Origin of the sequence: Acinetobacter sp. ABJ-A23_2 (genome assembly GCF_044538765.1) — a bacterium.
GTDB lineage: Bacteria > Pseudomonadota > Gammaproteobacteria > Pseudomonadales > Moraxellaceae > Acinetobacter > Acinetobacter nosocomialis_A.
In genome coordinates this window covers 1-24,108 of sequence record NZ_JBIUCP010000054.1, presented here as the reverse complement: position 1 = coordinate 24,108, position 24,108 = coordinate 1, and the positions used below count along the sequence as shown (strand labels likewise).

The following is a 24,108-nucleotide window of genomic DNA, read 5'->3' as shown; positions in this document are numbered from 1 at the left end:
ATTGAATATTTGTTTTTATGTTATTGATTTTTAAATATTAAAATATTTTTCTTAAATAGGGAGATTCTTTCAAATTATAACTTAAATATGTAAATAAAGTTCTAGAAGCTCAGAAATTAAAAGAAGAGTCTAATAAAAAGCTAACTCTTGGAGTGATATTAGCCCAAGATCCTGAGCAAGCTAAGGCTCGTGCAGTTCAAATTAATCAATAAAATTGAATAGAAATAAAAAAGGAGAATAAATATTCTCCTTTTTCTTAAATTATGAATTTGTTAATAATTTTTCTTCTTGGTTCTTCTTAATGATGGCATAACTTACACCCGTTATGATGCTTCCAGCTGCAATTGCTGCGAGATACAACCAAGCATGATTGATTGCATTTGGAATCAGAAGTACAAATACGCCACCGTGTGGAGTAACAAGTTCACAGTGAAATAGAGCAACTAATGCGCCAGTGACTGCACCACCTAAAATACAAGTTGGAATAACACGCATTGGATCTTTTGCTGCAAATGGAATTGCACCTTCTGAAATAAAGCATAGACCAAGCACGAAAGCAGCTTTACCGGCATCTTTCTCACCTGTACTAAATTTATTTCTAGCAAGGAAGGTCGCAATTGCCATACCTATTGCAGGAACCATTCCGCCGGCCATAGTGGCTGCCATTGGCATGTAAGTATTGGTTGTAAGTAAACCGACTGTAAAAGCATAAGCAGCTTTGTTAATTGGGCCACCTAAATCAATACACATCATACTTGCCAGAATAATTCCCATTAATACGGCATTTGTGGTGCCCATGTTGTTAAGGAAATCTTTCATTAACTCAAAAATATGTGCTACTGGTTGGCCAACCACATAGAACATAATGAGACCGACAAATAATGTTCCTAATAATGGAATAATTAAAATAGGTTTAAGAGATTCTAAGCTAGTTGGTAGTTTAAGTTTTTTGGCAATAAATAATGCGATATAACCTGCAAGGAAGCCAGAAACAATACCACCTAAAAAGCCCGCTTGTAGCTGTGCTGCTAATAACCCACCAATTAAACCAGGTGCAAGGCCAGGACGATCTGCAATTGAATATGCAATATAACCCGACAGCATCGGTACCATTAGGGTAAATGCTGCCGCACCAATCTGTTTTAATATGGCTGGTAGGCTGCCTGCTTGTTCGGCTGCATTTAGACCAAAACATAAAGAAAGTGCAATTAACAGGCCGCCTGCAACAACCATAGGCAGCATATAAGAAACACCAGTTAATAAGTGTTTATACACACCAACTTTTTCAGTTTTATCTTTATTTTCAGTTGTAGCTTGTTGTTTACCTTGTTCTAAAACTTGTGCATTCGCAATTGCTTCGGCAAAGGCCTTGTCGGTTTGTTTTAAGGCAAAGCCAGTGCTGCATCGATAAACACGTTTACCTACAAAACGGTCTGTGTTGACTTCAATGTCAGTGGCAAGAATAACAATATCGGCGTCCGCAATCGATTGTGCTGATAAAATATTCTTCGCACCTACAGAACCTTGAGTTTCTACATCGATTTGATATCCAAGTTTCTCTGCACCTTGCTGTAACGCTTCAGCTGCCATAAATGTATGGGCAACTCCAGTTGGACAAGCAGTAATTGCAACAAAGTGAGTTGCTGCATTTGAAGTCTGCTTAGGTTTTTGATCCCATTGATTTGCTGGTTTCGAGTGTTCAAGCGCCGTTAAAAGTGCTTTATCAGCATCTTCTTTAATATCTTGAATAGACACTAAAGACAAAGCACTTTGACCAAAAATATTTAGGTTTTTAGGTTGTTGCCCAACAATAATCACATGATTAAAGTCATCACTTGATCCAAATTCATCGAGTGAAATAACACTGTGTTTATAGCCATGTTGTGTTGCGACTAAAGCAAGTTTACGAGCTAAAATCAAAGCATTGACTTGCTGTTGCGGACTATTAGTGACAAATAATAAATGTTTAGCAGTTTGCATCAGATTCACTCAATGAATTGATAGTAGTTTGTGCTTTTAATTGGTCTAGAACCTCTGGACTAGGAATTCGAAAACCAATTTGTGTTACAGCATGGCTTGCAATTGCTGTCGCAGTTTTTAAAGTTTCTTCAGGAGATAGTTGGCTTACAAGTCCGTGGATCATACCCGCTAAGAGGGAATCACCAGCACCGACTGTACTTTTTACAATAACTTTTGGTGCTTGAGCATGTAGGGGGTGAGTGGCATGCAGCCAGTTTACGCCGTCTTCACCCATTGAAATCACCACATGCTCAATATCGGCTAAGCTGTCAAAAAGTTTTCTTTGTTCAGAATAGCTTGTTGCAGGACGTTGATAACTTTCTACGAGCTCATCCGTATTAGGTTTGATCATCCAAGGTTGACATGCAATTGCGGCAACCAAAGCTTTACCGCTGGTATCTAATGCAACTTTTTTATTTTGTTTTTCGATCAGTTGAATAAGTTGTTGTAACTCATCAATACTAAAACCTTGGGGTAGGCTACCAGCTATTGCAACCACCTCAACTTGTGGTAACAGAGCTTCAATCTTATTAAATAAGCTTTGTTTGTCTGTTTCAGAAACAAAGAATCCTTTGCCGTTTAAATCGGTCATCCGCCCAGAATGCTCAGCAATTTTTATATTTTGGCGTGTTTCCCCGTCAATATAAATGAACTCGGATTGAAATTGAGCTTGGGTAAAATGTGTATCGAAAATTTGTCGATTATGCTCGCCTAAAAAACCGGTTACGATTACATCGTGACCTAAGTCTTTTAATACTTGTGCAACATTAAGGCCTTTACCAGCCGCATGAATTTCTACCGACTCTTGTCGGTTCACTTCACCTACCTGTAACTCATTTAGTTGGATGGTTACATCAATTGCAGGGTTTAAAGTAACTGTTAAAATTTTAGCCATTACTATTCCCAATTTTATAAGTCTTGTTCAGAAAGCTGGCGTACAGCAGGGGCGCTATCACACAATAAAGCTTGTTGCGCAAGTTTTTGAGCATGACTATAGCTCAGCGTACGAATTTGAGCTTTTACTAGTGGAATGCTATTTGGCGACATACTCAGTTCGTCCACGCCCAATCCCATGAGAATAGGTACAGCTTTCGGGTCTGCTGCAAGCTCACCACAGATTCCTACCCATTTGCCGTGTTTGTGGGCAGCTTTAACAGTTTGATCAATCAAATTGAGAATACTTGGGTGTAATCCATCTGCTTCAGCTGAGAGTATTGGGTGACCTCGGTCAATCGCTAAAGTATATTGAGTTAGGTCATTTGTTCCGATACTGAAAAAGTCGACTTCTTGTGCAAGAATTGGCGCAAGTAAAGCTGCAGAAGGAACTTCAATCATAATGCCAACTTGTAAATTGTCACATGGATGTTGAGCTCTTACTTCATCAAGAATCGCTTTTGCAGCACGCCATTCTTCAACGCGTCCAATCATAGGGAACATAATTCGTAATGGACGATTATCCGATGCTTTTAATAAAGCAGTTAATTGCTGTCTTAAAAGCTCAGGACGTCTTAAGGTTAAACGAATTCCCCGTAACCCTAAGAATGGATTTTCTTCCTCAGCAATTGGTAGGTAAGGTAAGGGTTTGTCACCACCTACGTCTAATGTTCGTACAACAAGTGGGCGGCCAGCAAGTGCATCTAATACCACTCGGTAGTCAGCTTCTTGAACCGTTTCACTCGGTGCACTGCTATGAGACATGAAAACCAGCTCTGTACGAAGTAGTCCAATGGCTTCTGCACCACATTCTACTGCTTGTGCTGTTGCTTGAACTTTACCTAAATTGGCAGCAATTTCGACTTGATGTTGATCTAAAGTAATAGCAGGTTCTTGGCTATGACGTTCGGCTTCTTCACGAATTTGACGCTGTTGCTCACGCTCTTGCTTCGCTTGTTCGATTTGAACTGTATCTGGATTTAAAACAAAAGTTCCAGTGTCACCATTAATGAGTAGGGTGCTTTTTTGATCAATTTGCAAGACTTGTTCACCAGCACCAACAATAGCTGGAATGCCTAAAGCACGTGCCACAATTGCACTATGAGCACTTGCACCGCCTATAGCAGTTAAAATACCTGCAACGCGGTCTTTGTTAAGACGAGCCACATCGCTTGGCCCCACATCATGCATAATTAAAATATACGGCTCTTTAGGCTCTTCAATAACCACTTCACCACATAACTGTGTTAAGACTCGATCACCAATATCGCGTAAGTCTGTTGCACGTTCAGCGAGCAAACGGTCTGGTAAGGCTTCCTGTGCTTTGGCAGCAGCTTCAATATGTTCATGCCACGCAGCTGGTGCTGATAAATTTTGGTTAATTTTTTGATAGACACCATTAATCAAATCAGGATCATCAAGCATTTCTAAATGAGCTTGAAAGATTTGTTTAATTTCGGAAGCATCAGCTTTGGCAATAACTTGGTGAATATTGTTTTTGACGGCATGTAATGCAATATCTAAATTTTCTTTCTCAGTTTTTACACTTAAACCCATACGTTCATATTGATAAACCTTTGGTTTAATCACATGTACTGGGCCAAAAGCTAAGCCACTTGATGCCGCGATTCCTGTATTGTTAGCTAATGTCGTAGCATTTGATATAGCAGCTTGCACAGGTTGCTGTTCAGGTAGTTCGCTGGTTACTGCTATTGCTTCAACTTCTTCACCTAAACCTTGCTGCACTGCCAAGACAACTTTATCTAAGGCATCTACTGCATCGGTTTCTGGCTCAGCGATAAAACGTAGAGTCTGCCCACGTTTACAACCTAAGGCTAAAAGACGAGTTAAACTTTTAGCAGAAACAAAGCTACCATCATCTACAGCAACCTGGATATCACCTTGGAAAGTTTTTGTGAGATTGACTAAATGTGTAGCTGGTCGAGCATGTAAACCGTGGGCATTTGCTAATACAACTGAGCGTTGAGGCCAGTCCGGAATAACATCAGCCCCAATAATTTTTGCAATTTCGTTTGGAGTTTGAGTTTTATCTAACTCGGCAACTTGCTCTGGGTTAAATAAAATATCAATTAAACGATTAAATCTTTCATTATCGAGTTGATCATTAGCAGCAATACAAACGAGTGTATTTAGCTTTTTACCATTTAGCTCTAAAGCCTTTGATGGTTTAGTAATGCTAATAGCCGGTTGCTGAACAAAGTGATTGCTGGAAATGGACCAAATTTGATCTTGCAGTTGAATGGCTTGTTGTGGATCAAGTGAACTTAGAAAACCACATTTTACAAAATTATGTTTTTTTAGCGTTTGAGAAGCTGTCCAAAATAAGTCTTCGATATCTTGCGCATCAATTTCGGTTTGAATGAGATTTTCATGAAGCGCTAAAGATAATGGCTGAGCTTGTAGTAATTCTATAATTTGTTCAGGTTTAGAAGCATTTTTTACTTGTTCACTTACATCATGCATTAATGCCCGAGTAAGAATTTGCAAAACTTGTAAATGTTCATCAGATTTCGCTGCAATCACGACAGCTAAATAGATTTTATTTTCTCCATCCCAGATCACGCCTTCAGGAAAATGGGCTAAGCGAATACCTGTTTTTAAAATATATTCACGTGATTGAGGAGTACCGTGGGGAATAGCAATACCTTGGCCTAAGTAAGTCGCGCTTTGTTGTTCACGATTGACGAGTCCTGTTATATATTCAGGTGTAACTAACCCATCTTTTTCTAATATATCTACTAGACACTTTAATGCATGTGTTTTATCAACAGCACGTTGATTCATATGAATATGTTGAGGCTCTAGTGCTAGCATAATTATCCTTGAACAATTTCTTTGGCTTTAGCTAAAACAGAAAAAAAGAAGCTGTTTGCATTAAACAAGTAAATATACCTGTTTTGACAACAGCTTCAGATGAATTACCTTAGCAGAACTTTAAATGTATATCGACGCATTTAAGTAAAAAGCTGCTCGTTTTTAATACAAAAAAACCTCTAAGCCGGATTACTGACTTAGAGGCGAAAATAAAAGCGGTGATTAATGATTTATTTCTTGTTCTAAAATAGGCCAAAGTTTTTGATGTGATTTTTTAAATAACAGCATATGGCCAATTGATTTATATCCTAAATCTTTTGGATTAAGTTCAATCATTTTTTTATTTGCATTTGGATATAAGCTTAATAACTCCTGTACGTTGCGTTTGGTTGCAATTTCATCATCATCAGCCCAAATAGCAGTAATTGAACACTGAATATCTGAATGAAAATCATGAAAAATAGTCTTACCAATGGCATTTTTCACATATCCGGGACGGCTACAAAACTCTCGCCATTGTTGAGCAACTTTTTTAGGTAGATTTTCTCCCATACCAATAAATTGAGTTGCACCATAACCTTTAACAACACTAGAAACAGGGAAGATAAGATTAAACATAACTGGCGCTAGAAACTTGGTTTTTCCTTTAAGGCCTTTAATATGTCCAGTTGAGCCTGCAACCGTTATTACTTTTGCAACTTTATTATAGTTAGGTACGACTCCTAGTAATTGTCCACCCGCGCTGTGTCCAATAAGAATAACTTGGTTTGCTTTCGTTTTTATTAATAAAGCATCAATTGCAGCAGGGATATCAAGTGTTCCCCAGTCGGTAATACTTGCGGTACTTTGTTTTAAAGCTCCATGTAGAGACTCGCCAATACCACGGAAATCGAAACTTAATACATCATGGCCTTGTTGACTTAGCCAAGTTGCAAAGGAGTGATAAAAGTTTTTAGTAATACCTGTTGCTGGACAAATAAGGACAGGGTATTCAGTTTTCTTTTCTTGAGCAGGATAAAATTGAGCTGCAAGCTGATAACCATCTTTACAGGTTATCCAAAAAGATTCAAAAGTCTTATCCATAGATTTAAAGTGAATTGTCTAATCATTTACCTTAATGTACATGAGTTCTGAAAAGGTACTTGATTAAAATGTGACTACAAAGTCAAGATTTATGTTATACAGCTCATCAAATTTTAATAAAACGAATAAAGGAAATGATGGAAATATCGAAAGCTGTACAGTTGGCTATTATCTTTAGTGGTGTCTTTTTATGGATAGGAATGTTAACAGGAGTATGGAAGTATTGGCAAATTCGCCGTTCTGAATTAAGTCGTGCACATTATTATGTAGACATAGCACATAGAAGCAGTTTGCTTTATGCAGCAGCTACACTCATTTTGGCTGTATTAAGTTATTTCACGGTTTTAAATGAAGATATTGCTTTATGGTGTGTATTGGCAAATATACTATTTTTTAGCTTCTCAATTTTAGTTTATATCATTCACGGGTTTTTGCAGGATACGACCAATCAGTTTAAAAAACCTCACAGGTTAGGGCACTTTAGTTTACCGACATGGTTGATGACTTTCATGATGATCGGTTTAATTGTTGCTGAGCTACTAGCAACTGCTATTTTGGTTATGGGAACGATCTTGTTGTTCTTAAGCAAATAAAAAATGGATGATCACTCATCCATTTTTGAATTCTATTATTTCTGTTGACTAAGTCGTCTTTTAGCTAATTTTCGCATTTTGTGGTCGACAAAGGCCCATACACAAAATACGAAAGAAACAACCATGGCATACATAAAGTATTCGGGTTTGAGATTCCCTTTAATCATACCTTGAAACAGTAGAGTCAGCATAAGAGCAAGCGTCGTTACTCCATAAACAACTGAATCTTTACTGTTCAGAGTGTTAATGAAGACTTGTTTGTTGAAATGTAATGATAACATCTCCATCCCTCCTTGTGGTTGCGCTAAAACCGAATGTTTTAGTCAAGAATAAGTTTAATGTTGTACTTGTATTTTTAGCTTAATTCAATAGTCAATTGAAAATTTTTTGAACAGTTTTATGAAAACCTCTATATTTATAAATAGTTAAGGTATAAGAAAGGTAAATATTAAATATTTTTGTATAAAATACTTAATATTTTAGAAAAGAGAAATTTTTAGATGAAAAGTGTAATAATTTCTCTTTTCTCTCAATTTAATTTAGTTGCTTTGTTTCTTTAAGAAGACATCAATTGCGTGTTGTGCAATTTCAGCATCTTCAAAAGATTGGACACCAGAAACACCAATTGCGCCTAAAATCTGGCCTTCATAAATAATCGCTTTTCCGCCTTCTAGCATACCTTTAGCACTTGGTAGACTTAAGAAACCAAGACGGCCATTTTGAAGAAGTTCTTCGTAAAATTTTGAAGGGCGACCGCTCATTGATGAGCATTTAGCCTTTTCTAGGCATATATGTGTACTGAGAGGAGAAGCGCCATCTAGGCGTTTCATAAGTAATAAAGAGCTTGTTTCATCAACAATGGCTATACTGACTTTGAAGTTGTGTTCGATTGCATATTTTTGAGCTTCTTCCATTAAAAACTCTGCATCTGCTAATGTTAGGTAATATTTAGTTTTCATTTATGCTCTTCTTTCCTGAGTAAGCTAAAAATTATTTTAATGTAATATTACAGTAAAAATTAATTATATCTATAGTTGAATTGTCATTAAATACTGGTGTTGGAAATAAAATGCCGGTTGGGTAAACGCAGCATTTTATTCGATATATAAAATCATGTTTGGGTAAAACTCGATTTCAAAAAAACACCAGATTAAATGCTTTTATGTTTAACTTTGTCGATAAGGGTAGTCACCGCAAGAACAACTAAAGATGGGATCAACCATGCCAAGTTTTGTTCATTTAATGGTAAATGTTGAAGGAAAGTAGGAAGGTTATCTCCAAAACCAGCAACTTTAAGCCCATCGATAATTCCGAAAATTAAAGCAATACTTGTTACTGAACCAACAATAAACGATGGCTTATGCCAAAATTTCCAGAAGAAACTGAGCATAATAACCACAATAGCAGGTGGGTAAATTGCACTTAAAACCGGTACTGATACAGCAATGAGTTTGGTCAATCCAAGATTAGAAATAATGAAAGAGAAACCAACTAAGATGAAAACTAAAAGCTTATACGGTAACTTAGTGAGTTGGGCAAAATATTCACCACATGCACAAGTTAAACCAATTGCAGTAACCATACAGGCTAAGAAGATGAGGCCAGTTAAGAATAATGAACCCATGTTTCCAAAAGCATGTTGAACATATGCATGTAGGATTACAGCACCATTCGCTGCATTTGGCGCGACTTCATGGCTACCTAAACCTAATTTAAATAAGCTTAAGTAAACTAAAGTAAGACCAACACCTGAGATAAGGCTAGCAATAATTGCATACTTGGTTACTAGTTTTTTATCAGTAACACCACGCGAATAAATTGCTTGAATAATGACGATACCAAATACTAAGGCACCTAAAGTGTCCATAGTGAGATAACCATTTACGAAACCTTCTGAAACAGGAGAGTTAACATAATGATTAATTGGCGCAGGAACATAGCCCGCAGGAATCATAACCGCTGCAATACCTAAAATTGCTAAAGCGATAATTTTTAGAGGTGCTAGAACATGTCCAACTGTATCTAAAAGCTTGTTTGGATATAAAGAAACAACAGTTACAAATGCAAAGTAAATCGCACTGTAAATTAGAAGACTACTGCTTGATGTTCCAAAGTATGACGAAAAGCCAATTTCATAAGAAACTGTTGCAGTACGTGGCGTAGCAAATAAAGGGCCAACTGATAAATAACAGACCACTGTTAAAATCAAACTTGCAATACGACCTAAAGGTGAACTAATGATTTCAATGGAACCCTGCATACGAGAGAGTGCCATAATCGTAATTACGGGTAAGCCAACGGCAGTAATCAAAAAGCCTATGGCAGCTAGCCATACGTGATCACCGGCTTGTTGTGCCACAATGGGAGGAAAGATAATATTGCCAGCCCCAATAAAGAGGGCAAAGGTCATAAAACCTAAGGCAATAATATCTCCAGTACGAAGTTGTTGCATAAATTAAATTTAACGAAAAAGAAAGAATTTTAGAGCAAAAGAGAGCATGATCAAGCGCTATTTTATGTGAAAAAGCTTTTTTTCAGGACTTAAAAATCATTAAGAGATATGAAAAATATCAACTGGTTAAGTTATCTAATTGAAAAATCATTGAAAGAAGTAAAGAAAACAGTTTTTAAGTCTGACTTTTTAAAGAAATTATGTAAAAATAAAAATATAAAATACGATTATGAATGTTGAATATTTGGGCATTTAAAGCTTTCCGCCTATCCTATATCCATTCTAAAATACTCTAAATTAACTAACATTTTTGTAGGCATGGTAAAAACAGTCCCTACGAGGATAAAATTGAATGAGAGCTTCTACTGTTACAATTAAAACTGAACAAGATCTGGAAAAATTAAGAATTTCTGGGCGTTTGGCTGCACAAGTTTTAGAAATGATAGGGAAGTACGTCAAGCCAGGTGTAACAACTGAATATTTAGATAATATTTGCAATGATTACATCGTAAATACTTTAAAAGTTATTCCTGCTAATGTTGGTTATCATGGGTTTACAAAAACAATTTGTACCTCAGTGAATGAAGTTGTTTGTCATGGTATACCTTCGCCAAATAAAGTTTTAAAAGATGGCGATATTATTAATATTGACGTAGCAATTATCAAAGATGGCTACTTCGGTGATACGAGCCGTATGTATTATGTGGGCAACGTAAATCCACATGTGAAAAAATTAGTTGAAACAACCTATGAGGCGATGGTTGCTGGTATTCACACAGTTAAACCAGGAGCTACTTTAGGTGATATTGGTTATGCCATTCAATCAGTTGCTCATCGCGAAGGATATAGTATTGTCCGTGAATACTGTGGGCATGGCATTGGTAAAGTTTACCATGAGCAGCCTAATATTCTGCATTATGGGCAACGTGGCCAAGGTTTAGTTCTGAAGAAAGGTATGGTCTTTACGATTGAACCTATGGTTAATGCAGGGAAACCTCAAGTTAAAGAATTAAATGATGGTTGGACGGTTATTACTCAAGACCTTTCTTTATCTGCTCAATGGGAACACATGGTTGCTGTTACAGATACAGGTTTTGAATTACTGACACCATGGCCAGAAGGTGTGGGAAGCTATCCGGAAATTTAATAGTTATAAAAAAGTTCGATAATTTATCGAACTTTTTTATGGAGCTTAATTTATTAATGTTCTGAAAGTTGTTCCACAAGATAATCAATAAATACACGCACTGCTGGGAGTAATCCTCTACGAGACGGATAAACAGCATGGAATATACCGTGCGCTGCTTTCCAATCCGGCAAGATTTGCACAAGTTGCCCCGATTTCACAAAGTCTTCAGCCGCTGTGTCAGGTAACAACGCAATACCACAATTTTGACTCGCAAGTTGGGCGAGCATGTAGATATTTGTTCCCATTACAGTTGGGCTAACTTTCACTTTTTTTAGCTGGTTATCTGGACCGTGTAATATAAATTGTTGATCTAAATGCTCTTCAGACAAACTTAAAATTCGGTGATCACTTAATTCTTCAGGTGTCTTAATATTACCAAACTCATTTAAATAAGCTTGGCTAGCAAAGAGACTTTGTTCTATCAGTGAAAACTGTCTTAATACCAGGCTAGGGTCATCATCTAATTTTGATCTGACGCGTAGAGCGACATCAATACCTTCATTAATAACATCAACGCGGCGGTTGCTTACAATCAGTTGTAAACGAATCTCAGGGTATTTTTTTAAGAATGCCGGTAAAATTTTAGGTAGCTGGTTTTGTGCAATGTCTACCGGAACACTTACTTTGACTACACCTCTCGGTTGAATACTTAAATGATCAACTAAATCATGGGCTGCTTGAGCAGCATTCATCATGACTTGCGCGTGTCTATAGATATCCATCCCGATATCGGTAACAGCAAAATGACGAGAACTACGCTGAATTAAGCGAACCCCTAAATTTTCCTCTAAATTATAAACACGACGACTTAATTTTGATTTTGGAATGTCGGTAACACGTTCGGCAGCACTAAATCCACCATGCTCAACAACAAGGGCAAAACAATAAAAATCATCAAGATCTGTGAGCATTAAAATATCCTATTTATGCAACACTAAAGATTTTACATTATTAGTTTTGCAACGATAAAGTTTGATTTTAATTTTTTGTAAAAAGCTTATAAATATGACTCAAAAAGGGGGATTTAGATAATTTGAAATTTTAATGTAATTACATTGGAATGTTTTTGTAATTTATTTTTTTGAAATTGAAAATCAAATATGGCGTACATACACTATTTTTCATAAAATGTATTTTTCTCGATTTTTTTAAAAATATGTCTTACCAGTTAGTTGAATTACAGAATACAGAGGCCAATATTCTTTGCCCAATTTGTAAGCTTGCGGTTATTGATTGGACACAAGAACAGTATGTTCAACCTTGTGAACATACATTGTTCATTGCGATGGATTTGGGCTTTGAATTTGTAGCTGACCGTTTTGAAGAATACATGACTCAAAATGTAGATGAGTTACATGAAGATCCGAACATGAATATTTTTGATGCGATAACGACTACACCATATAAAAATCTAACTATTTTAAAAGCAGATCTTGGTGTAGATGGTTTATTTCGCTATGTAGGGATAAGTGATTGTTAAATTCATGAGTATAAAAAAGCCAATCTTTCGATTGGCTTTTTTATTATTATGCTTCTGGAGCTGCGCTGTATTGTTCGATTAATGGTTTTAATTCGCCATTTTGGAACATTTCGAGCATGATATCACTACCACCAATAAGCTCACCATTTACCCATAATTGTGGGAAAGTAGGCCAGTTTGCAATTTTTGGTAAAGTTGCACGAATATCAGGGTTTTCTAAGATGTTCACATATGCAAATGGACGACCAATTTGACTGAGCGCCTCTACTGCACGTGCAGAGAAACCACATTGTGGAAACTGTGGAGTGCCTTTCATGTAAAGTAAAACGGGATGCTTCGCAATTTGATCGCGAATTAACGCTTCAGTATCACGTGCTTGTTCAGTCATATGTAGATCCTCAACTAATCTTGCAGCATTATAGGGGGTGTTTACATTGCTTTGCAAACCACCTTGTTGCTTAAAGTTGCATAGAATATTCAATATTTTATTGTATAAACCGAAGTGATAGTAAAAAGCAGTCGAAATTTTAGATAAATGAGTAATGAGACTTTTCATCAGCGCAAGTTTTTGTTTATATAAACCCTTCTTAAAACCTCATACAGACAGAGTTCGTGATGACTGATATTACCCTAGCTCCAGTACAACCTGATCAACCAACACACTTAATGGCTACTTATGGTCGCCAAGCGATCAGTTTTGTCCGAGGCCGAGGGGCATATCTGTATACACAAGATGGTACAGAATACTTAGATGCACTCACTGGTATTGCTGTATGTGGTTTAGGACACGCTCATCCAGCTATTGCAGAGGCAATTGCAGAACAAGCAGCTACACTCGTACATACAAGTAATTTGTTTGAAATTCCTTGGCAAACTGCGGCAGCTCAAAAGCTTGCTGAAGTTTCGGGTATGGAAGAAATCTTCTTTTCAAACAGTGGTGCTGAGTCAAATGAAGGTGCAATTAAAATTGCGCGTAAATTTGGTACTCAACAAGGTATAAGCCTGCCAAAAATTATTGTTGCTGAGCAATCATTTCATGGTCGTACTTTAGCTACGCTTTCTGCAACAGGGAATAAGAAAGTACAAGATGGCTTTGCTCCTTTAGTAGAAGGCTTTATTCGAGTGCCATTTGGTGATATTGAAGCGATTCAAGAAGCAGCCTTACAACATCCCGATATCGTTGCTATTTTGATTGAGCCGATTCAGGGCGAAGGCGGCATTAATACCGCGCCACAAGGGTTTAGCTATTTAGAAGAAGTTCGCCACCTTTGTAATCAGCATAACTGGTTGATGATGCTAGATGAAATCCAAACTGGTAATGGCCGTACAGGTAAATACTTCGCATATCAACATACAAATATTATTCCGGATGTTTTAACCACTGCTAAAGGTTTAGGTAATGGTTTTCCAGTGGGTGCTGTAATGACTCAAGGTAAAGCTGTAGGTTTGTTAGGACCTGGAAGCCATGGTTCGACTTATGGCGGTACGGTATTGGGCTCTCGTGTGGTTTATACCGTAATTGATACGATTCAGAAGGAAAATGCAGTAGAGAATGCAGCAGTAGTGGGTAACTATATTGTTGACCAATTACGTGCCCAATTATCTGGTAAGAACGTACAAGTACGTGGTTTTGGTATGATGATTGGTATTCAACTACCTAAAGATTGTGCTGAGCTTGTTGCGATTGCTCGTGATGAATACAAACTTATTATTAACGTTACCGCAGGTTCTGTGGTTCGTTTATTACCTCCAATTAATATGACACAAGCTCAAGCCGATATTTTGCTAGAGCGTTTAGTTGCTTTAATTACGAATTATCTTTAAGTTTTAAAGGCAATAAAAATGGGCGTTAATCGCCCATTTTTATTTTTTGTGTTTAGCCTGAAATATATTGCTTTAATTGTTCAATCAAAACTTTTTGGTCTTCCATAGCGGCTTTAACTAAGTCACCAATTGAAATAAAACCAACCAATTTTCCATTATCCAATACAGGTAAGTGACGTAAATGACGATCGGTCATGAGCTGTAAACATTCTTCAACTGTATTATTTAAACCTACCGTAATTACTTTTGCCGTCATAATTTCAGCAACGGTAGTGCTATAAGATGAACGCTCCATAAGCGTTACTTTGCGTGTGTAATCACGTTCAGATAATATTCCGACAACTTTTTCACTTTCGGCTACGACTAAAGCACCAATACCTTTTTCAGCCATAATCGTAATTGCTTCGAGGACAGTTGCTTCGGGTGAAATTGTAAAAATCGCTTGTTCAGATTTGTTCTTAATTACTTGTGCAACGATAGTCATTTCTTCTGTCCTGTTGTTTTATCATTTTGATTTAAATTAGCTCGATTTTTAAAAAATGCAAAGACTAACGAGTCATTCAAATATAGATTTTATGCTCAAGCGCTCAAAAAGCACTCTAAATTTGGTAGCTTAAAACTTTAAGCTACCTGCCATTTTGGATGATTGAAAAAGAAATGATGCATTTGTTGAGTAGATAACTTCAACTTACGATGCGATGAGTTAAATAAAGCAGGAGTCACTTTTAACCGCGTTAAAGTAGGTAATAAAGATTCATGGAAGTCTTTTGGGGTAATTTTTCTTGGCTTGTAATTAGGCCAATGAGTTTTGGCATATCGATGTGCTTGAACTCCATTTAACCAAAACGGGAAAATAAAATCTTCCTGATCTGATTTAATAGCCCAGCCTTCATCAAATAGTCCCCAAAGAACCCCACAGTACATCATGGTTCTTAAAATATAAATCTTGATCATCAAGTCTTTAGAAACCGGTTGTAGATTAGTTAAACTGTTCATTTTAAATTTAAAGGTTTTCAACTTGTCTTGCTTATTATAAGAAAACCACATTACATTTCAGTTTAAACAGGTGTCAAATCGTAAACAAATATTGATGGCTCGAAATATCTATATAGATCAATGCCCAAAAAAGGTAATGCTGGGGTCGAGATTGAAGTGATGAAGTAAGGCTGTAGATAAATAGATAACTTTAGTTTCTTACAAGCATAAAAAATGCCACCTGAGTAAGACAAAGCGATTAAAGCTTTGGCGAAGCGCAAGAAAAATAGCAGCTAAATTTGTCTATATCGAATTTTTTACAGGCATAAAAAAACGCTACCTGAGCTATGACTGAAGTGTCGAAGTAAGGTTGTAGATAAATAGATAATTTTGGTTTTGTGTCGGTATAAAAAAACGCCACCTGAGCGAGACAAAGCGATTAAAGCTTTGGTGAAGCGCAAGAAAAATAACAGAAGAATTGATCTATATCGAGTTTCTTACAGACATAAAAAAAACGCCACCTAGGTGACGTTTATTTATGCTTGCATCGTGGCCAACTTCTGCCAATATTGTGCTTTCATGGAGTCACGTTCTACACGGAAACCTTGATAATATAGTTCTGCTAAGAATAGAGCAGCTTTACCGTGACCAGCACGAGCAACTTCTTCTAACTGTGCAACCGCATCTTGGAAATTCATTTGAGAGTGAATTGTGTTAACTGCAGTTGCGTATACATGTTCTAAATCATGATGAGAGATACGTTGAATCATATAAAACTCCTTATTTTAATTATGATTACTTTTTCTAAAGGCCACTGCCTTTGAACTAATGTAACTTAGAATTGTTAAACTAATATTACAAATTAATGGATTTGTCAACTATTGGTCGGCATCAGTTAGTTCACTATTAGGATACATGATTAAACATTATTCACAAATAATTTTGAGTAAAATCAATATGAGAATAAAAGACAAGGAGAATAACTATGACAAATACTATCGATGGCTTTGTTTTTGATACTCCTCCTAAAGAGGAGCAAATCATAGAGCTTGCCCATTACCATCGTAAATTATTAGATGAAGCAATTTTCCATCAAGAAATTCATTTAGGGGATTATTGTCTAGCACAACGTAAACGTGTTTTTGACTATGCTCGTCAATTAGCCCCTGACCAAAAAGCTCGATTCTATAATGTATATGATGGTGAGCTTAGAAAAATTGCAGATGAAGATGAATTGCACCCGGCTGATGCAGAAGAAGGTTTAAGCATTTTTGCTATGTTACTGGTTTTAGTAATTATTGCGGCAATCTTATACTTCTCTGTAATTCGCTCTTTAATAAGCTAAAGTTTGTCATCCAGTAAGGATAAAGAATAGAGCCTTACTGGATTTTGACCTTGTGCTGAAGTGCATTGAACCCTACACTACATAAATTAGAGGTAGGTCATGCTCACATTCAAAGAAAATTTTCTTAAATTAAAGTCTGAGTTCAAGGCAGATCAATGTTTTAATCTGGTTGTGATTATTATCATTGGCTGTATTTTTATGCTGTCTTATTTAGCATTACTTCGTCCTGTCAACTCGGAACAGTATCAGCGTATTGTGCAACTTTCACGGCAGGCGACATATCCTAGAACTCAAGATATGGCTGAGTTGATTATGGCTCAATCAAAAATTCATAGAGCAGAGTATTTAAAGTTAATGCATGCTTATCAGTTTGAACATGATCACATCAAGCAATATCCTGCGTTAGCACAAGAAGATACTCAATAAGTATTGTCTTTATTTCAACAAGGTTTTGCTCGCTATTGGAGCAGGCAAAAACTTGAATTTATGTTAAACTTTCTGTTTTTTAACACGCTGCTTTTCAAGGAATCGGCATGCAACAACAATCGAATATGCAAAATAAATTCTTGATAGATGCTGAGATCGGGGATGACGATGTCACATTACCTAATTTACCTGCTATCGATGTTCCTATCGTTGAGTCACCTGTTAAGCAAGAAGTAAAAGCTGAAGAAGTTGTTGAAGCTGCACCTTCAACTGAACCAGAGCAACCGAAGTCTGGCTTCTTTGGCCGAATGAAAGAAGGTTTGACTAAAACTCGTCGTAATTTCACCGATGGTATGGTCAATATCTTAATTGGTGGTAAAGAAATTGATGATGAGTTGCTTGAAGAAGTCGAAGAGCAATTATTAGTTGCAGATATTGGTGTTGATGCAACAAAAACGATTATTACCAACTTAACTGAACGTACTGCACGTGGCGATTTGATTTACTCACATTCGCTTTATAAAGCTTTACAAGAAGAGTTGGTTGCTTTACTTGCTCCACGTGTGAAGCCTTTACATATTGACCCAAATAAATCGCCTTATGTGATTTTAATGGTTGGTGTGAATGGTGTAGGTAAAACAACAACTATTGGTAAATTGGCTAAGCGTTTGCAAGGTGAAGGCAAGAAAGTAATGCTAGCAGCAGGTGATACATTCCGTGCAGCTGCTACTGAACAATTACAAATTTGGGGTGAACGTAACGATATTTCTGTTGTTGCTCAAGGCCATGGCGCAGACAGTGCTTCGGTTATTTTTGATGCTTTTGAAAGTGCACGTGCTAAAGGTATTGATGTATTGATTGCAGACACCGCAGGTCGCTTACATAACAAAAGTAACTTGATGGAAGAGCTTAAGAAAGTTAAGCGTGTTATGCAAAAAATTGATGCAACGGCACCGCATGAAATTATGTTAGTAGTAGATGCAGGTACAGGGCAAAATGCAATTAACCAAGTACAAGAATTTGACCAAGCAGTTGGTTTAACGGGTATCACTATTACTAAGTTGGACGGCACTGCAAAAGGTGGTGTGCTGTTTAATATTGCTAGCCGTACTCATGTACCAATTCGTTTTATTGGCGTGGGTGAAAAAATTGATGATTTAAGACCGTTCTCGGCGAAATCATTTGTTGCAGCATTATTTGAAACAGAAAAATAATTTGCAGCTTATCTATAAAAACCTCACAAAATAGTGAGGTTTTTTTATATTTATATCTTTTTTTATTGTTGCGAAAATAAAACGAACTGTCATATTTTTAATGCTGATTATAAGAAATGAGTTTCATAGACTATATTCATTCCCAAACAACGGCCAATGGTCAATCAAATAGGTAGGAAATAACAAAATGTCTACTTTCTTAGATAAAATTAAAAACCGTCGTACTATTTATGCAATTGGTAAAAATGTTGCATTAGATCGCACAAAAATTGAAGAAACAATTCGTGAAGCGGTTAAACATAGTCCATCAGCATTCAACTCTCAATCTTCACGTGTAGTAACCCTTTATGGTGAATCACATGCTAAATTTTGGAATTTAGTTCGTGAAGCGCTACGTAAAATTGTTCCTGCAGATGCGTTCGCTGGTACAAATGCAAAAATTGATAGCTTTGTTGCTGGTGTAGGTACAGTACTATTTTATGAAGATCAAGCTGTTGTTAAAAGCTTGCAAGAGCAATTTGAATTATATGCAGATAACTTCCCAGTTTGGTCTGAACATTCAAGTGCAATTGCTCAGTTTGCGACTTGGACTGCACTTTCAGAACTTGGTTTAGGTGCGTCTTTACAACACTATAACCCAGTTGTTGACGCCGATGCTGCTGAAGCATTTGATGTACCTGCAACTTGGAAATTACGTGCTCAGTTAGTATTTGGTTCTGTTGAAGCGCCAGCTGGTGAAAAAGCATTCATTAGCGATGAAGACCGTTTCAAAACATTTAACTAATTTTCGTTAATGAAAAGGGTACCGCTTAGGTACTCTTTTTTTATGTGTTTAAAATTAACAATCAAAATAGATATTTATTATAATTCAATAACATATTTTAAAAGTTTTAAGCGCAGTTTCGCCAAAAAAACAAGTGTCATAAAATCGTCATAATCATATTGCATATTGCTCATGTTTTTAGAAACTATTAAATATTATAGAGACGTGAACAGATGACTTTAAGATTAAGTGTTGCTGCGATTGGTTTATTACTCAGCGGTTCAGTATTTTCAGCAGTTACAATTACAGTACCAGAGGAAATTGTAATCCTTGCGGTGAATGGTCAAGAAGTCAATTCAGGATTATTCCGTTCTTCTAAGAATAACTACAAAGTTGATGCGGGTACAACGAACCTAAGTGTGCGTTATCAGGAATACTTTGAACATCTAAATGGTGAACACGATATTGTTAAGTCTGGTGTCGTTACAATTCAGACACCATCATTAAAAGATGGACAAACTTATAAGCTTGCAATGGTAGGTGCTCCAAAAGAATTTGAACAAGCAAAAAAATATGCTGAGCAACCAACAGTCGCTGTATATAATTCAAATAATGAACTAGTTGTTCAACAGACTGGTGCAAATAATGAAGCAAAACCTTGGTTTGCGACAGGCTTGTTAGGTAAGGTTACTGACTTCACGACTAAATCATCTAAGCAACAACCCGATGCCGTATATGCAGCTGCAAAACCGACCACAGCTCAAGTTGCTGCACCTATTGCCGTAACAGTACCTTCAGCAGGTGTGGCACAAACGAATGATCAGCGTTTGGTCGAAATTTGGCAAAAATCTTCTAAAGCTGAGCGTCAAAAATTTATGGCTTGGTTAGCTGAACAATCAAATTAATCAATTGCTATTCAAAATAAAGCCGATTTAATATCGGCTTTATTTTTTAGAATATTTTAAATAGCCTAAGTATATTTATGATAAATTTAAATTTCCGTTTAGCTAAAGTGAATGATATTCCTTCACTTGTAGATTTGATTAATCAGGCCTATAGAGCGCAACAAAGTAGAAGCTGGACAACTGAAGTTGAATTTGTAAAAGGCCAACGTATTAGTCAAGAGCAATTGAAACAGCAATTAGAATTACCTAACTCAGTATTATTGGTTGCAGAAATAGATTCTTCACAAATTGCTGCATGCATAGGCCTTACATTTCAAAACAACGCGGTTGAGATAGGGACATTCTGTATAGATCCTCAAATACAGAATATGAAAGTAGGTCGTTCGGTTCTGGAGTACGCTGAACAGTTTGCTTTGCACAAAGTACCGGAATTGGACAGTGCAATCATGTATGTATTGAATGTACGTTCAGAGCTAATTAGTTATTATGAGAGACGAGGATATACAAAAACAGGCAATCAAGAACCATATCCACTTGAAGCAGATGTTGGCGTTCCACTTGTACCTATTAAGCTGATTGAAATGAAAAAGGACCTCAAATGAGGTCCTTTTTGTTTAGGTTAGAAACCAGATGTAATAGCCTAAAAGCATGAGAGGCCAAGCTACCCATGGACTAAATAACCATTTCCATAACCAGAAGTGGGGTACAAAACCAACACCATAAATGAAGCCTCCGGAAATCCCCACCATGACCAGCATAAGCTGGCTATGATTGTAGTGTCCGTTTGCATCTAACATCAGTGAAGGATGAACCAGTAAAATTGCAGCAAGCGGCAATGCCAACAGAAATGAAATGGCCATTGCAAATGCTTGAGCTTTTCTTTGATTTGATGCTGTCATTGCGTTTGCCATGCTTTATTCCTCATCCAAATTTTGATGGTGTTCGATATAAAGAGCGCTCAATACACCTGCAAAACATGCCATCAAAATCCCAAGAATCCATGCGAAATACCACATTTGCTTCTCCTTATTAGTACAAGCTGTGCGAGTTTGACTCGATATGTTTGTTGGTAATCACGCCCCACATTTTGTAATACGACCAAGTTGTATAGAGCAAAATGATTGGAACAAAAATACATGCAGCAACAGTCATAACACCTAAAGTACGGTGACTAGATACAGCATCCCACATTGTTAAGCTAGAGTTTGGGTTAATACTCGATGGCAATAAAAATGGGAAGAGAGCAAACCCAGCAGTTAAGATTGCACCTACAATCATTAAGCTTGTACCGGCAAAGCTCAAGCCTGCTTTTGCTTTTGATGCTGTAAAGAAGGCAATAATTGCCCCTAAAATTGCGACAACTGGAGCAACCTTAGTGATTGGATAGCTGGAGTAGTTGTTCATCCAACCTGGGTTGTTATTTGTGACGACTTGTTTAGCTAAAGGATTAAGAGCAGCATTTGGATCAATTGCAGCAGCATAGCTATAACCAGGAACTTGACCGAAGTATAACCATGCCCCAATTACAAGGAAACAAACCAAGAATACTGCTGCCATAATTTGGGTGGCTTTAGCAGAACGCTGTTTTAAAGCGCCGTCTGTACGCAGCATAAGCCAAGCACCGCCGTGCGCGCACAGCATAGATAAACTGACGATACCGCAAACTAAAGCAAACGGATTAAGAAGAGCAAAGAAGCTACCCGAATATTCAGAGCGCAATGTGCTATCTAAACTAAAAGGAATACCTAAGAATAAATTACCGAATGCTATACCGAAAACTAGAGCAGGCACGGCACCACCAATACAAAGGCCCCAGTCCCAAGAGTTGCGCCATTTTGTATTTTCAAGTTTAGAACGATAGTCAAAACCTACAGGGCGCAAGAATAGGGCAAATAGCACAAGTAATAAGGCCCAATACATTCCGGAGAATGCAACTGCGTAAACCATAGGCCAAGCTGCAAATAGGGCGCCACCTGCGGTAATAAACCAGACCTGATTACCATCCCAGTGCGGTGCAATAGTATTGATAGCAGCACGACGTTCGTTATCAGTCTTGCCGACAAAAGGCATGAGTGCCATTGAGCCCATATCGAAGCCATCAGTTAAAGCAAACCCGATGAGTAAGACTCCAACTAACACCCACCATATGATTTTTAGGAGTTCGTATTCAATCATGATAAAACCTCCCCATTAACAGGTGCTTTCGGCTCTTGTTTTTCAAAATGATATTTACCAGTGTGAAGAGAACTTGGCCCTAGGCGAGCAAATTTAATCATCAAGTACATTTCAATAATAAGCAGGACAGTGTAGAACGCTGCTAATGCGAGAATGGAGCCCCATACATCACCTGTACTTAAACTCGAAGTTGATAAGTGTGTCGGTAAAATCTCACCAATAGACCAAGGTTGACGGCCTCCTTCAGCGACATACCAGCCTGTTTGAGCTGCAATCCACGGAAGAGGTAATGCAAACAATGCGTATTTGAGTAACCAAGGTTTATTTTCAGCATTTCTTTTTGCAACAGCCCAAGTCGCTAAAATGAAAAGAAGCAACATTAAGAAACCAGATGCAACCATTGCACGGAAAGAGAAGAACAATGCAGTCACATTTGGAACAGTGTCTTTGACAGCGGCTTGGATATTTTGTTCGCTTGCGTCTACGACATTTGGTGCATATTTTTTAAGAAGTAGGCCATAACCTAAATCTTTTTGGTTTTTCTCAAATGAAGCTAATAACTCTGGTGAGCGATCACCAGCACGTAGTTTTTCAAGTTCAGCATAAGCAAGCATACCGTTGCGAATACGAACTTCATGCTGCTGCATGAGATCTTTAAGACCAGTAACTTCTTTAGTTGTTGAGCGAGTTGCAATTAAACCTAATGCATAAGGAATTTTAACTGCATAGTCTGTTCGCATTTCTTCATGATTCGGTACACCAAATAAAGTAAATGGTGCAGGCGCAGGGTGAGTATCCCATTCAGCTTCAATTGCAGCGAGTTTAGTTTTTTGCACATCACCTAGTTCATAACCAGATTCATCACCGAGCAAAATCACTGAAAGTGTAGAAGCAAGTCCGAAAATTGCGGCAATTGCAAATGAACGGCGAGCAAAAGGAAGATCACGTTTTTTAAGCAAGTAATAGCTTGAAATGGCGAGTACGAAAATCGCACCAGTTACATATCCGGCAGAAACAGTATGTACAAATTTTACTTGCGCAACTGGATTGAAAATAAGTGCACCGAAATCAACAAGCTCCATACGCATGGTTTCAAAGTTAAATGCTGCACCGACAGGGTTTTGCATCCAACCATTCGCAACTAAAATCCAAAGCGCTGACATATTAGAGCCAAGAGCAACTAACCAAGTTACACCTAAATGTTGTACTTTGCTCAGACGGTCCCATCCGAAAAAGAATAAACCGATAAATGTCGATTCAAGGAAGAATGCCATTAAGCCTTCAATTGCCAATGGTGCACCGAAAATATCACCTACATAGTGTGAGTAATATGCCCAGTTTGTCCCAAATTGGAACTCCATGGTTAAGCCTGTAGTTACACCTAAGGCAAAGTTAATACCAAATAATTTTCCCCAAAACTTAGTCATATCTTTGTAAATTTCTTTACCGGATATCACGTAAGTTGTTTCCATAATGGCCAGAATAAACGCAAGGCCTAGGGTCAAAGGTACGAAAAGAAAGTGATACATTGCGGTCATAGCAAATTGGAACCGCGAAAGATCAACCACGCTTTCAGAAATCATCAACGTGTCTCCTTAATGTGGGAAGTGTTATCGCCTGCAATATGCTCAGCGACTTGATTGTCGAAATTTTTGGGGATAGTGGGAGCATCAAACCAAATATGTTTGATTGTTAAGAGAAGCACGACTTTAATTATTAGAATAATCGTAATTTCTCTAACTAATTTGGCATTAATATCTAGATTTTTAAGGCTCATAAAATAAACCTCGATACATATTAATTTCATTATTAATCAAAATATATTAAAAATAAACAATAAATATATTTTAAATAAAAACTTAATTATCTTTTTTATATAAAACAATGACTTATATAT

The 24,108-nt window shown here is 37.2% G+C and carries 27 protein-coding genes; 10 read left to right on the top strand and 17 right to left on the bottom strand.

Annotation, left to right across the window (positions count from 1 at the left end; genetic code table 11):
• Positions 1 to 261 precede the first annotated feature (261 nt).
• From ACH63V_RS15830 to ACH63V_RS15815, 4 genes are all read right to left on the bottom strand, one after another.
• Entirely contained in the window at positions 262 to 1,980 is a 1,719-nt protein-coding gene (locus ACH63V_RS15830; RefSeq protein WP_396464012.1) for a fructose-specific PTS transporter subunit EIIC, read from the bottom strand.
• Positions 1,967 to 2,914 (bottom strand): 1-phosphofructokinase, encoded by a 948-nt coding sequence (gene pfkB / locus ACH63V_RS15825; protein WP_396464011.1) that lies wholly within the window; start codon positions 2,912 to 2,914, stop codon positions 1,967 to 1,969. Before pfkB ends, ACH63V_RS15830 begins: the two co-directional genes overlap by 14 nt.
• Positions 2,915 to 2,928: 14 nt before the next feature.
• Positions 2,929 to 5,787, bottom strand: a complete 2,859-nt coding sequence (ptsP, locus tag ACH63V_RS15820; RefSeq protein WP_396464010.1) for a phosphoenolpyruvate--protein phosphotransferase — start codon at positions 5,785 to 5,787, stop codon at positions 2,929 to 2,931.
• Between the two features lie 222 nt (positions 5,788 to 6,009).
• The gene (locus tag ACH63V_RS15815; protein WP_396464009.1) at positions 6,010 to 6,870 is read right to left on the bottom strand and encodes an alpha/beta fold hydrolase; all 861 of its coding nucleotides are present in this window, start codon (positions 6,868 to 6,870) and stop codon (positions 6,010 to 6,012) included.
• Positions 6,871 to 7,007: 137 nt separating this feature from the next.
• Between ACH63V_RS15815 and ACH63V_RS15810 the strand changes: the two genes are divergently transcribed.
• The gene (locus ACH63V_RS15810) at positions 7,008 to 7,463 is read left to right on the top strand and encodes a hypothetical protein (RefSeq protein ID WP_396464013.1); all 456 of its coding nucleotides are present in this window, start codon (positions 7,008 to 7,010) and stop codon (positions 7,461 to 7,463) included.
• 35 nt (positions 7,464 to 7,498) lie between these two features.
• Here ACH63V_RS15810 and ACH63V_RS15805 read toward each other — a convergent pair whose 3' ends face one another.
• The 3 genes from ACH63V_RS15805 to brnQ all read right to left on the bottom strand — a co-directional run bounded on the left by ACH63V_RS15805 (position 7,499) and on the right by brnQ (position 9,915).
• Positions 7,499 to 7,744 carry a hypothetical protein gene (locus ACH63V_RS15805; protein ID WP_000949688.1) on the bottom strand — a complete coding sequence of 82 codons (246 nt, stop codon included), beginning with the start codon at positions 7,742 to 7,744 and terminating at the stop codon, positions 7,499 to 7,501.
• Positions 7,745 to 8,002: 258 nt separating this feature from the next.
• Positions 8,003 to 8,422 carry a heme-binding protein gene (locus ACH63V_RS15800; RefSeq protein ID WP_212283806.1) on the bottom strand — a complete coding sequence of 140 codons (420 nt, stop codon included), beginning with the start codon at positions 8,420 to 8,422 and terminating at the stop codon, positions 8,003 to 8,005.
• Between the two features lie 191 nt (positions 8,423 to 8,613).
• Complete coding sequence (gene brnQ / locus ACH63V_RS15795; protein WP_396464008.1) at positions 8,614 to 9,915, bottom strand: branched-chain amino acid transport system II carrier protein; 1,302 nt, start codon at positions 9,913 to 9,915, stop codon at positions 8,614 to 8,616.
• 352 nt (positions 9,916 to 10,267) lie between these two features.
• On the opposite strand from brnQ, the gene map reads away from it, so the two are divergent.
• Positions 10,268 to 11,062, top strand: a complete 795-nt coding sequence (map, locus tag ACH63V_RS15790) for a type I methionyl aminopeptidase (RefSeq protein ID WP_396464007.1) — start codon at positions 10,268 to 10,270, stop codon at positions 11,060 to 11,062.
• Positions 11,063 to 11,115: 53 nt separating this feature from the next.
• Here map and ACH63V_RS15785 read toward each other — a convergent pair whose 3' ends face one another.
• Positions 11,116 to 12,015, bottom strand: coding sequence for a LysR family transcriptional regulator (locus ACH63V_RS15785; protein ID WP_311070777.1), 900 nt, complete (start codon positions 12,013 to 12,015; stop codon positions 11,116 to 11,118).
• Between the two features lie 245 nt (positions 12,016 to 12,260).
• On the opposite strand from ACH63V_RS15785, the gene ACH63V_RS15780 reads away from it, so the two are divergent.
• Positions 12,261 to 12,584 carry a hypothetical protein gene (locus ACH63V_RS15780; RefSeq protein ID WP_396464006.1) on the top strand — a complete coding sequence of 108 codons (324 nt, stop codon included), beginning with the start codon at positions 12,261 to 12,263 and terminating at the stop codon, positions 12,582 to 12,584.
• Between the two features lie 46 nt (positions 12,585 to 12,630).
• Here the strand turns inward: ACH63V_RS15780 and grxD are convergent, their stop codons facing one another.
• Positions 12,631 to 12,972: a Grx4 family monothiol glutaredoxin gene (grxD, locus tag ACH63V_RS15775; RefSeq protein ID WP_000138830.1), complete on the bottom strand. Its 342-nt coding sequence runs from the start codon at positions 12,970 to 12,972 to the stop codon at positions 12,631 to 12,633.
• A gap of 227 nt (positions 12,973 to 13,199) precedes the next feature.
• On the opposite strand from grxD, the gene ACH63V_RS15770 reads away from it, so the two are divergent.
• Positions 13,200 to 14,408, top strand: coding sequence for an aspartate aminotransferase family protein (locus tag ACH63V_RS15770; protein WP_263613863.1), 1,209 nt, complete (start codon positions 13,200 to 13,202; stop codon positions 14,406 to 14,408).
• Positions 14,409 to 14,460: 52 nt separating this feature from the next.
• Here the strand turns inward: ACH63V_RS15770 and ACH63V_RS15765 are convergent, their stop codons facing one another.
• The 3 genes from ACH63V_RS15765 to ACH63V_RS15755 all read right to left on the bottom strand — a co-directional run bounded on the left by ACH63V_RS15765 (position 14,461) and on the right by ACH63V_RS15755 (position 16,153).
• Complete coding sequence (locus tag ACH63V_RS15765; RefSeq protein ID WP_396464005.1) at positions 14,461 to 14,892, bottom strand: CBS domain-containing protein; 432 nt, start codon at positions 14,890 to 14,892, stop codon at positions 14,461 to 14,463.
• 137 nt (positions 14,893 to 15,029) lie between these two features.
• Complete coding sequence (locus ACH63V_RS15760; protein ID WP_263613862.1) at positions 15,030 to 15,404, bottom strand: DUF2750 domain-containing protein; 375 nt, start codon at positions 15,402 to 15,404, stop codon at positions 15,030 to 15,032.
• Between the two features lie 515 nt (positions 15,405 to 15,919).
• Complete coding sequence (locus ACH63V_RS15755) at positions 15,920 to 16,153, bottom strand: hypothetical protein (RefSeq protein WP_002050673.1); 234 nt, start codon at positions 16,151 to 16,153, stop codon at positions 15,920 to 15,922.
• A 215-nt stretch (positions 16,154 to 16,368) separates the two neighbouring features.
• On the opposite strand from ACH63V_RS15755, the gene ACH63V_RS15750 reads away from it, so the two are divergent.
• The 6 genes from ACH63V_RS15750 (at position 16,369) to ACH63V_RS15725 (ending at position 20,638) form a co-directional block, all read left to right on the top strand.
• The gene (locus ACH63V_RS15750; protein ID WP_151789053.1) at positions 16,369 to 16,728 is read left to right on the top strand and encodes a hypothetical protein; all 360 of its coding nucleotides are present in this window, start codon (positions 16,369 to 16,371) and stop codon (positions 16,726 to 16,728) included.
• A 99-nt stretch (positions 16,729 to 16,827) separates the two neighbouring features.
• Complete coding sequence (locus tag ACH63V_RS15745) at positions 16,828 to 17,154, top strand: hypothetical protein (RefSeq protein ID WP_396464004.1); 327 nt, start codon at positions 16,828 to 16,830, stop codon at positions 17,152 to 17,154.
• 107 nt (positions 17,155 to 17,261) lie between these two features.
• Complete coding sequence (gene ftsY, locus ACH63V_RS15740; protein ID WP_311087473.1) at positions 17,262 to 18,368, top strand: signal recognition particle-docking protein FtsY; 1,107 nt, start codon at positions 17,262 to 17,264, stop codon at positions 18,366 to 18,368.
• A 187-nt stretch (positions 18,369 to 18,555) separates the two neighbouring features.
• On the top strand, positions 18,556 to 19,152 hold the full coding sequence (locus ACH63V_RS15735; protein ID WP_002046928.1) for a nitroreductase family protein: 597 nt from the start codon (positions 18,556 to 18,558) through the stop codon (positions 19,150 to 19,152).
• A 212-nt stretch (positions 19,153 to 19,364) separates the two neighbouring features.
• Positions 19,365 to 20,036 carry a DUF2057 family protein gene (locus tag ACH63V_RS15730; protein ID WP_396464003.1) on the top strand — a complete coding sequence of 224 codons (672 nt, stop codon included), beginning with the start codon at positions 19,365 to 19,367 and terminating at the stop codon, positions 20,034 to 20,036.
• Between the two features lie 77 nt (positions 20,037 to 20,113).
• Positions 20,114 to 20,638 carry a GNAT family N-acetyltransferase gene (locus tag ACH63V_RS15725; protein WP_396464002.1) on the top strand — a complete coding sequence of 175 codons (525 nt, stop codon included), beginning with the start codon at positions 20,114 to 20,116 and terminating at the stop codon, positions 20,636 to 20,638.
• A gap of 12 nt (positions 20,639 to 20,650) precedes the next feature.
• On the opposite strand, the gene ACH63V_RS15720 is transcribed toward ACH63V_RS15725, so the two are convergent.
• Genes ACH63V_RS15720 through cydP form a run of 5 tightly spaced genes read right to left on the bottom strand, consistent with a single transcriptional unit; the run spans position 20,651 to position 23,988 of the window.
• Complete coding sequence (locus ACH63V_RS15720) at positions 20,651 to 20,947, bottom strand: cyd operon YbgE family protein (RefSeq protein ID WP_086377694.1); 297 nt, start codon at positions 20,945 to 20,947, stop codon at positions 20,651 to 20,653.
• Positions 20,948 to 20,950: 3 nt separating this feature from the next.
• Positions 20,951 to 21,052 carry a cytochrome bd-I oxidase subunit CydX gene (cydX, locus tag ACH63V_RS15715; RefSeq protein ID WP_000270276.1) on the bottom strand — a complete coding sequence of 34 codons (102 nt, stop codon included), beginning with the start codon at positions 21,050 to 21,052 and terminating at the stop codon, positions 20,951 to 20,953.
• Positions 21,053 to 21,065: 13 nt separating this feature from the next.
• On the bottom strand, positions 21,066 to 22,211 hold the full coding sequence (gene cydB, locus ACH63V_RS15710; protein WP_396464001.1) for a cytochrome d ubiquinol oxidase subunit II: 1,146 nt from the start codon (positions 22,209 to 22,211) through the stop codon (positions 21,066 to 21,068).
• Positions 22,208 to 23,794 (bottom strand): cytochrome ubiquinol oxidase subunit I, encoded by a 1,587-nt coding sequence (locus ACH63V_RS15705; RefSeq protein WP_263613858.1) that lies wholly within the window; start codon positions 23,792 to 23,794, stop codon positions 22,208 to 22,210. The genes cydB and ACH63V_RS15705 overlap by 4 nt, the downstream gene beginning before the upstream one ends.
• The gene (gene cydP / locus ACH63V_RS15700) at positions 23,794 to 23,988 is read right to left on the bottom strand and encodes a cytochrome oxidase putative small subunit CydP (RefSeq protein ID WP_004701293.1); all 195 of its coding nucleotides are present in this window, start codon (positions 23,986 to 23,988) and stop codon (positions 23,794 to 23,796) included. The genes ACH63V_RS15705 and cydP overlap by 1 nt, the downstream gene beginning before the upstream one ends.
• Positions 23,989 to 24,108 lie beyond the last annotated feature (120 nt).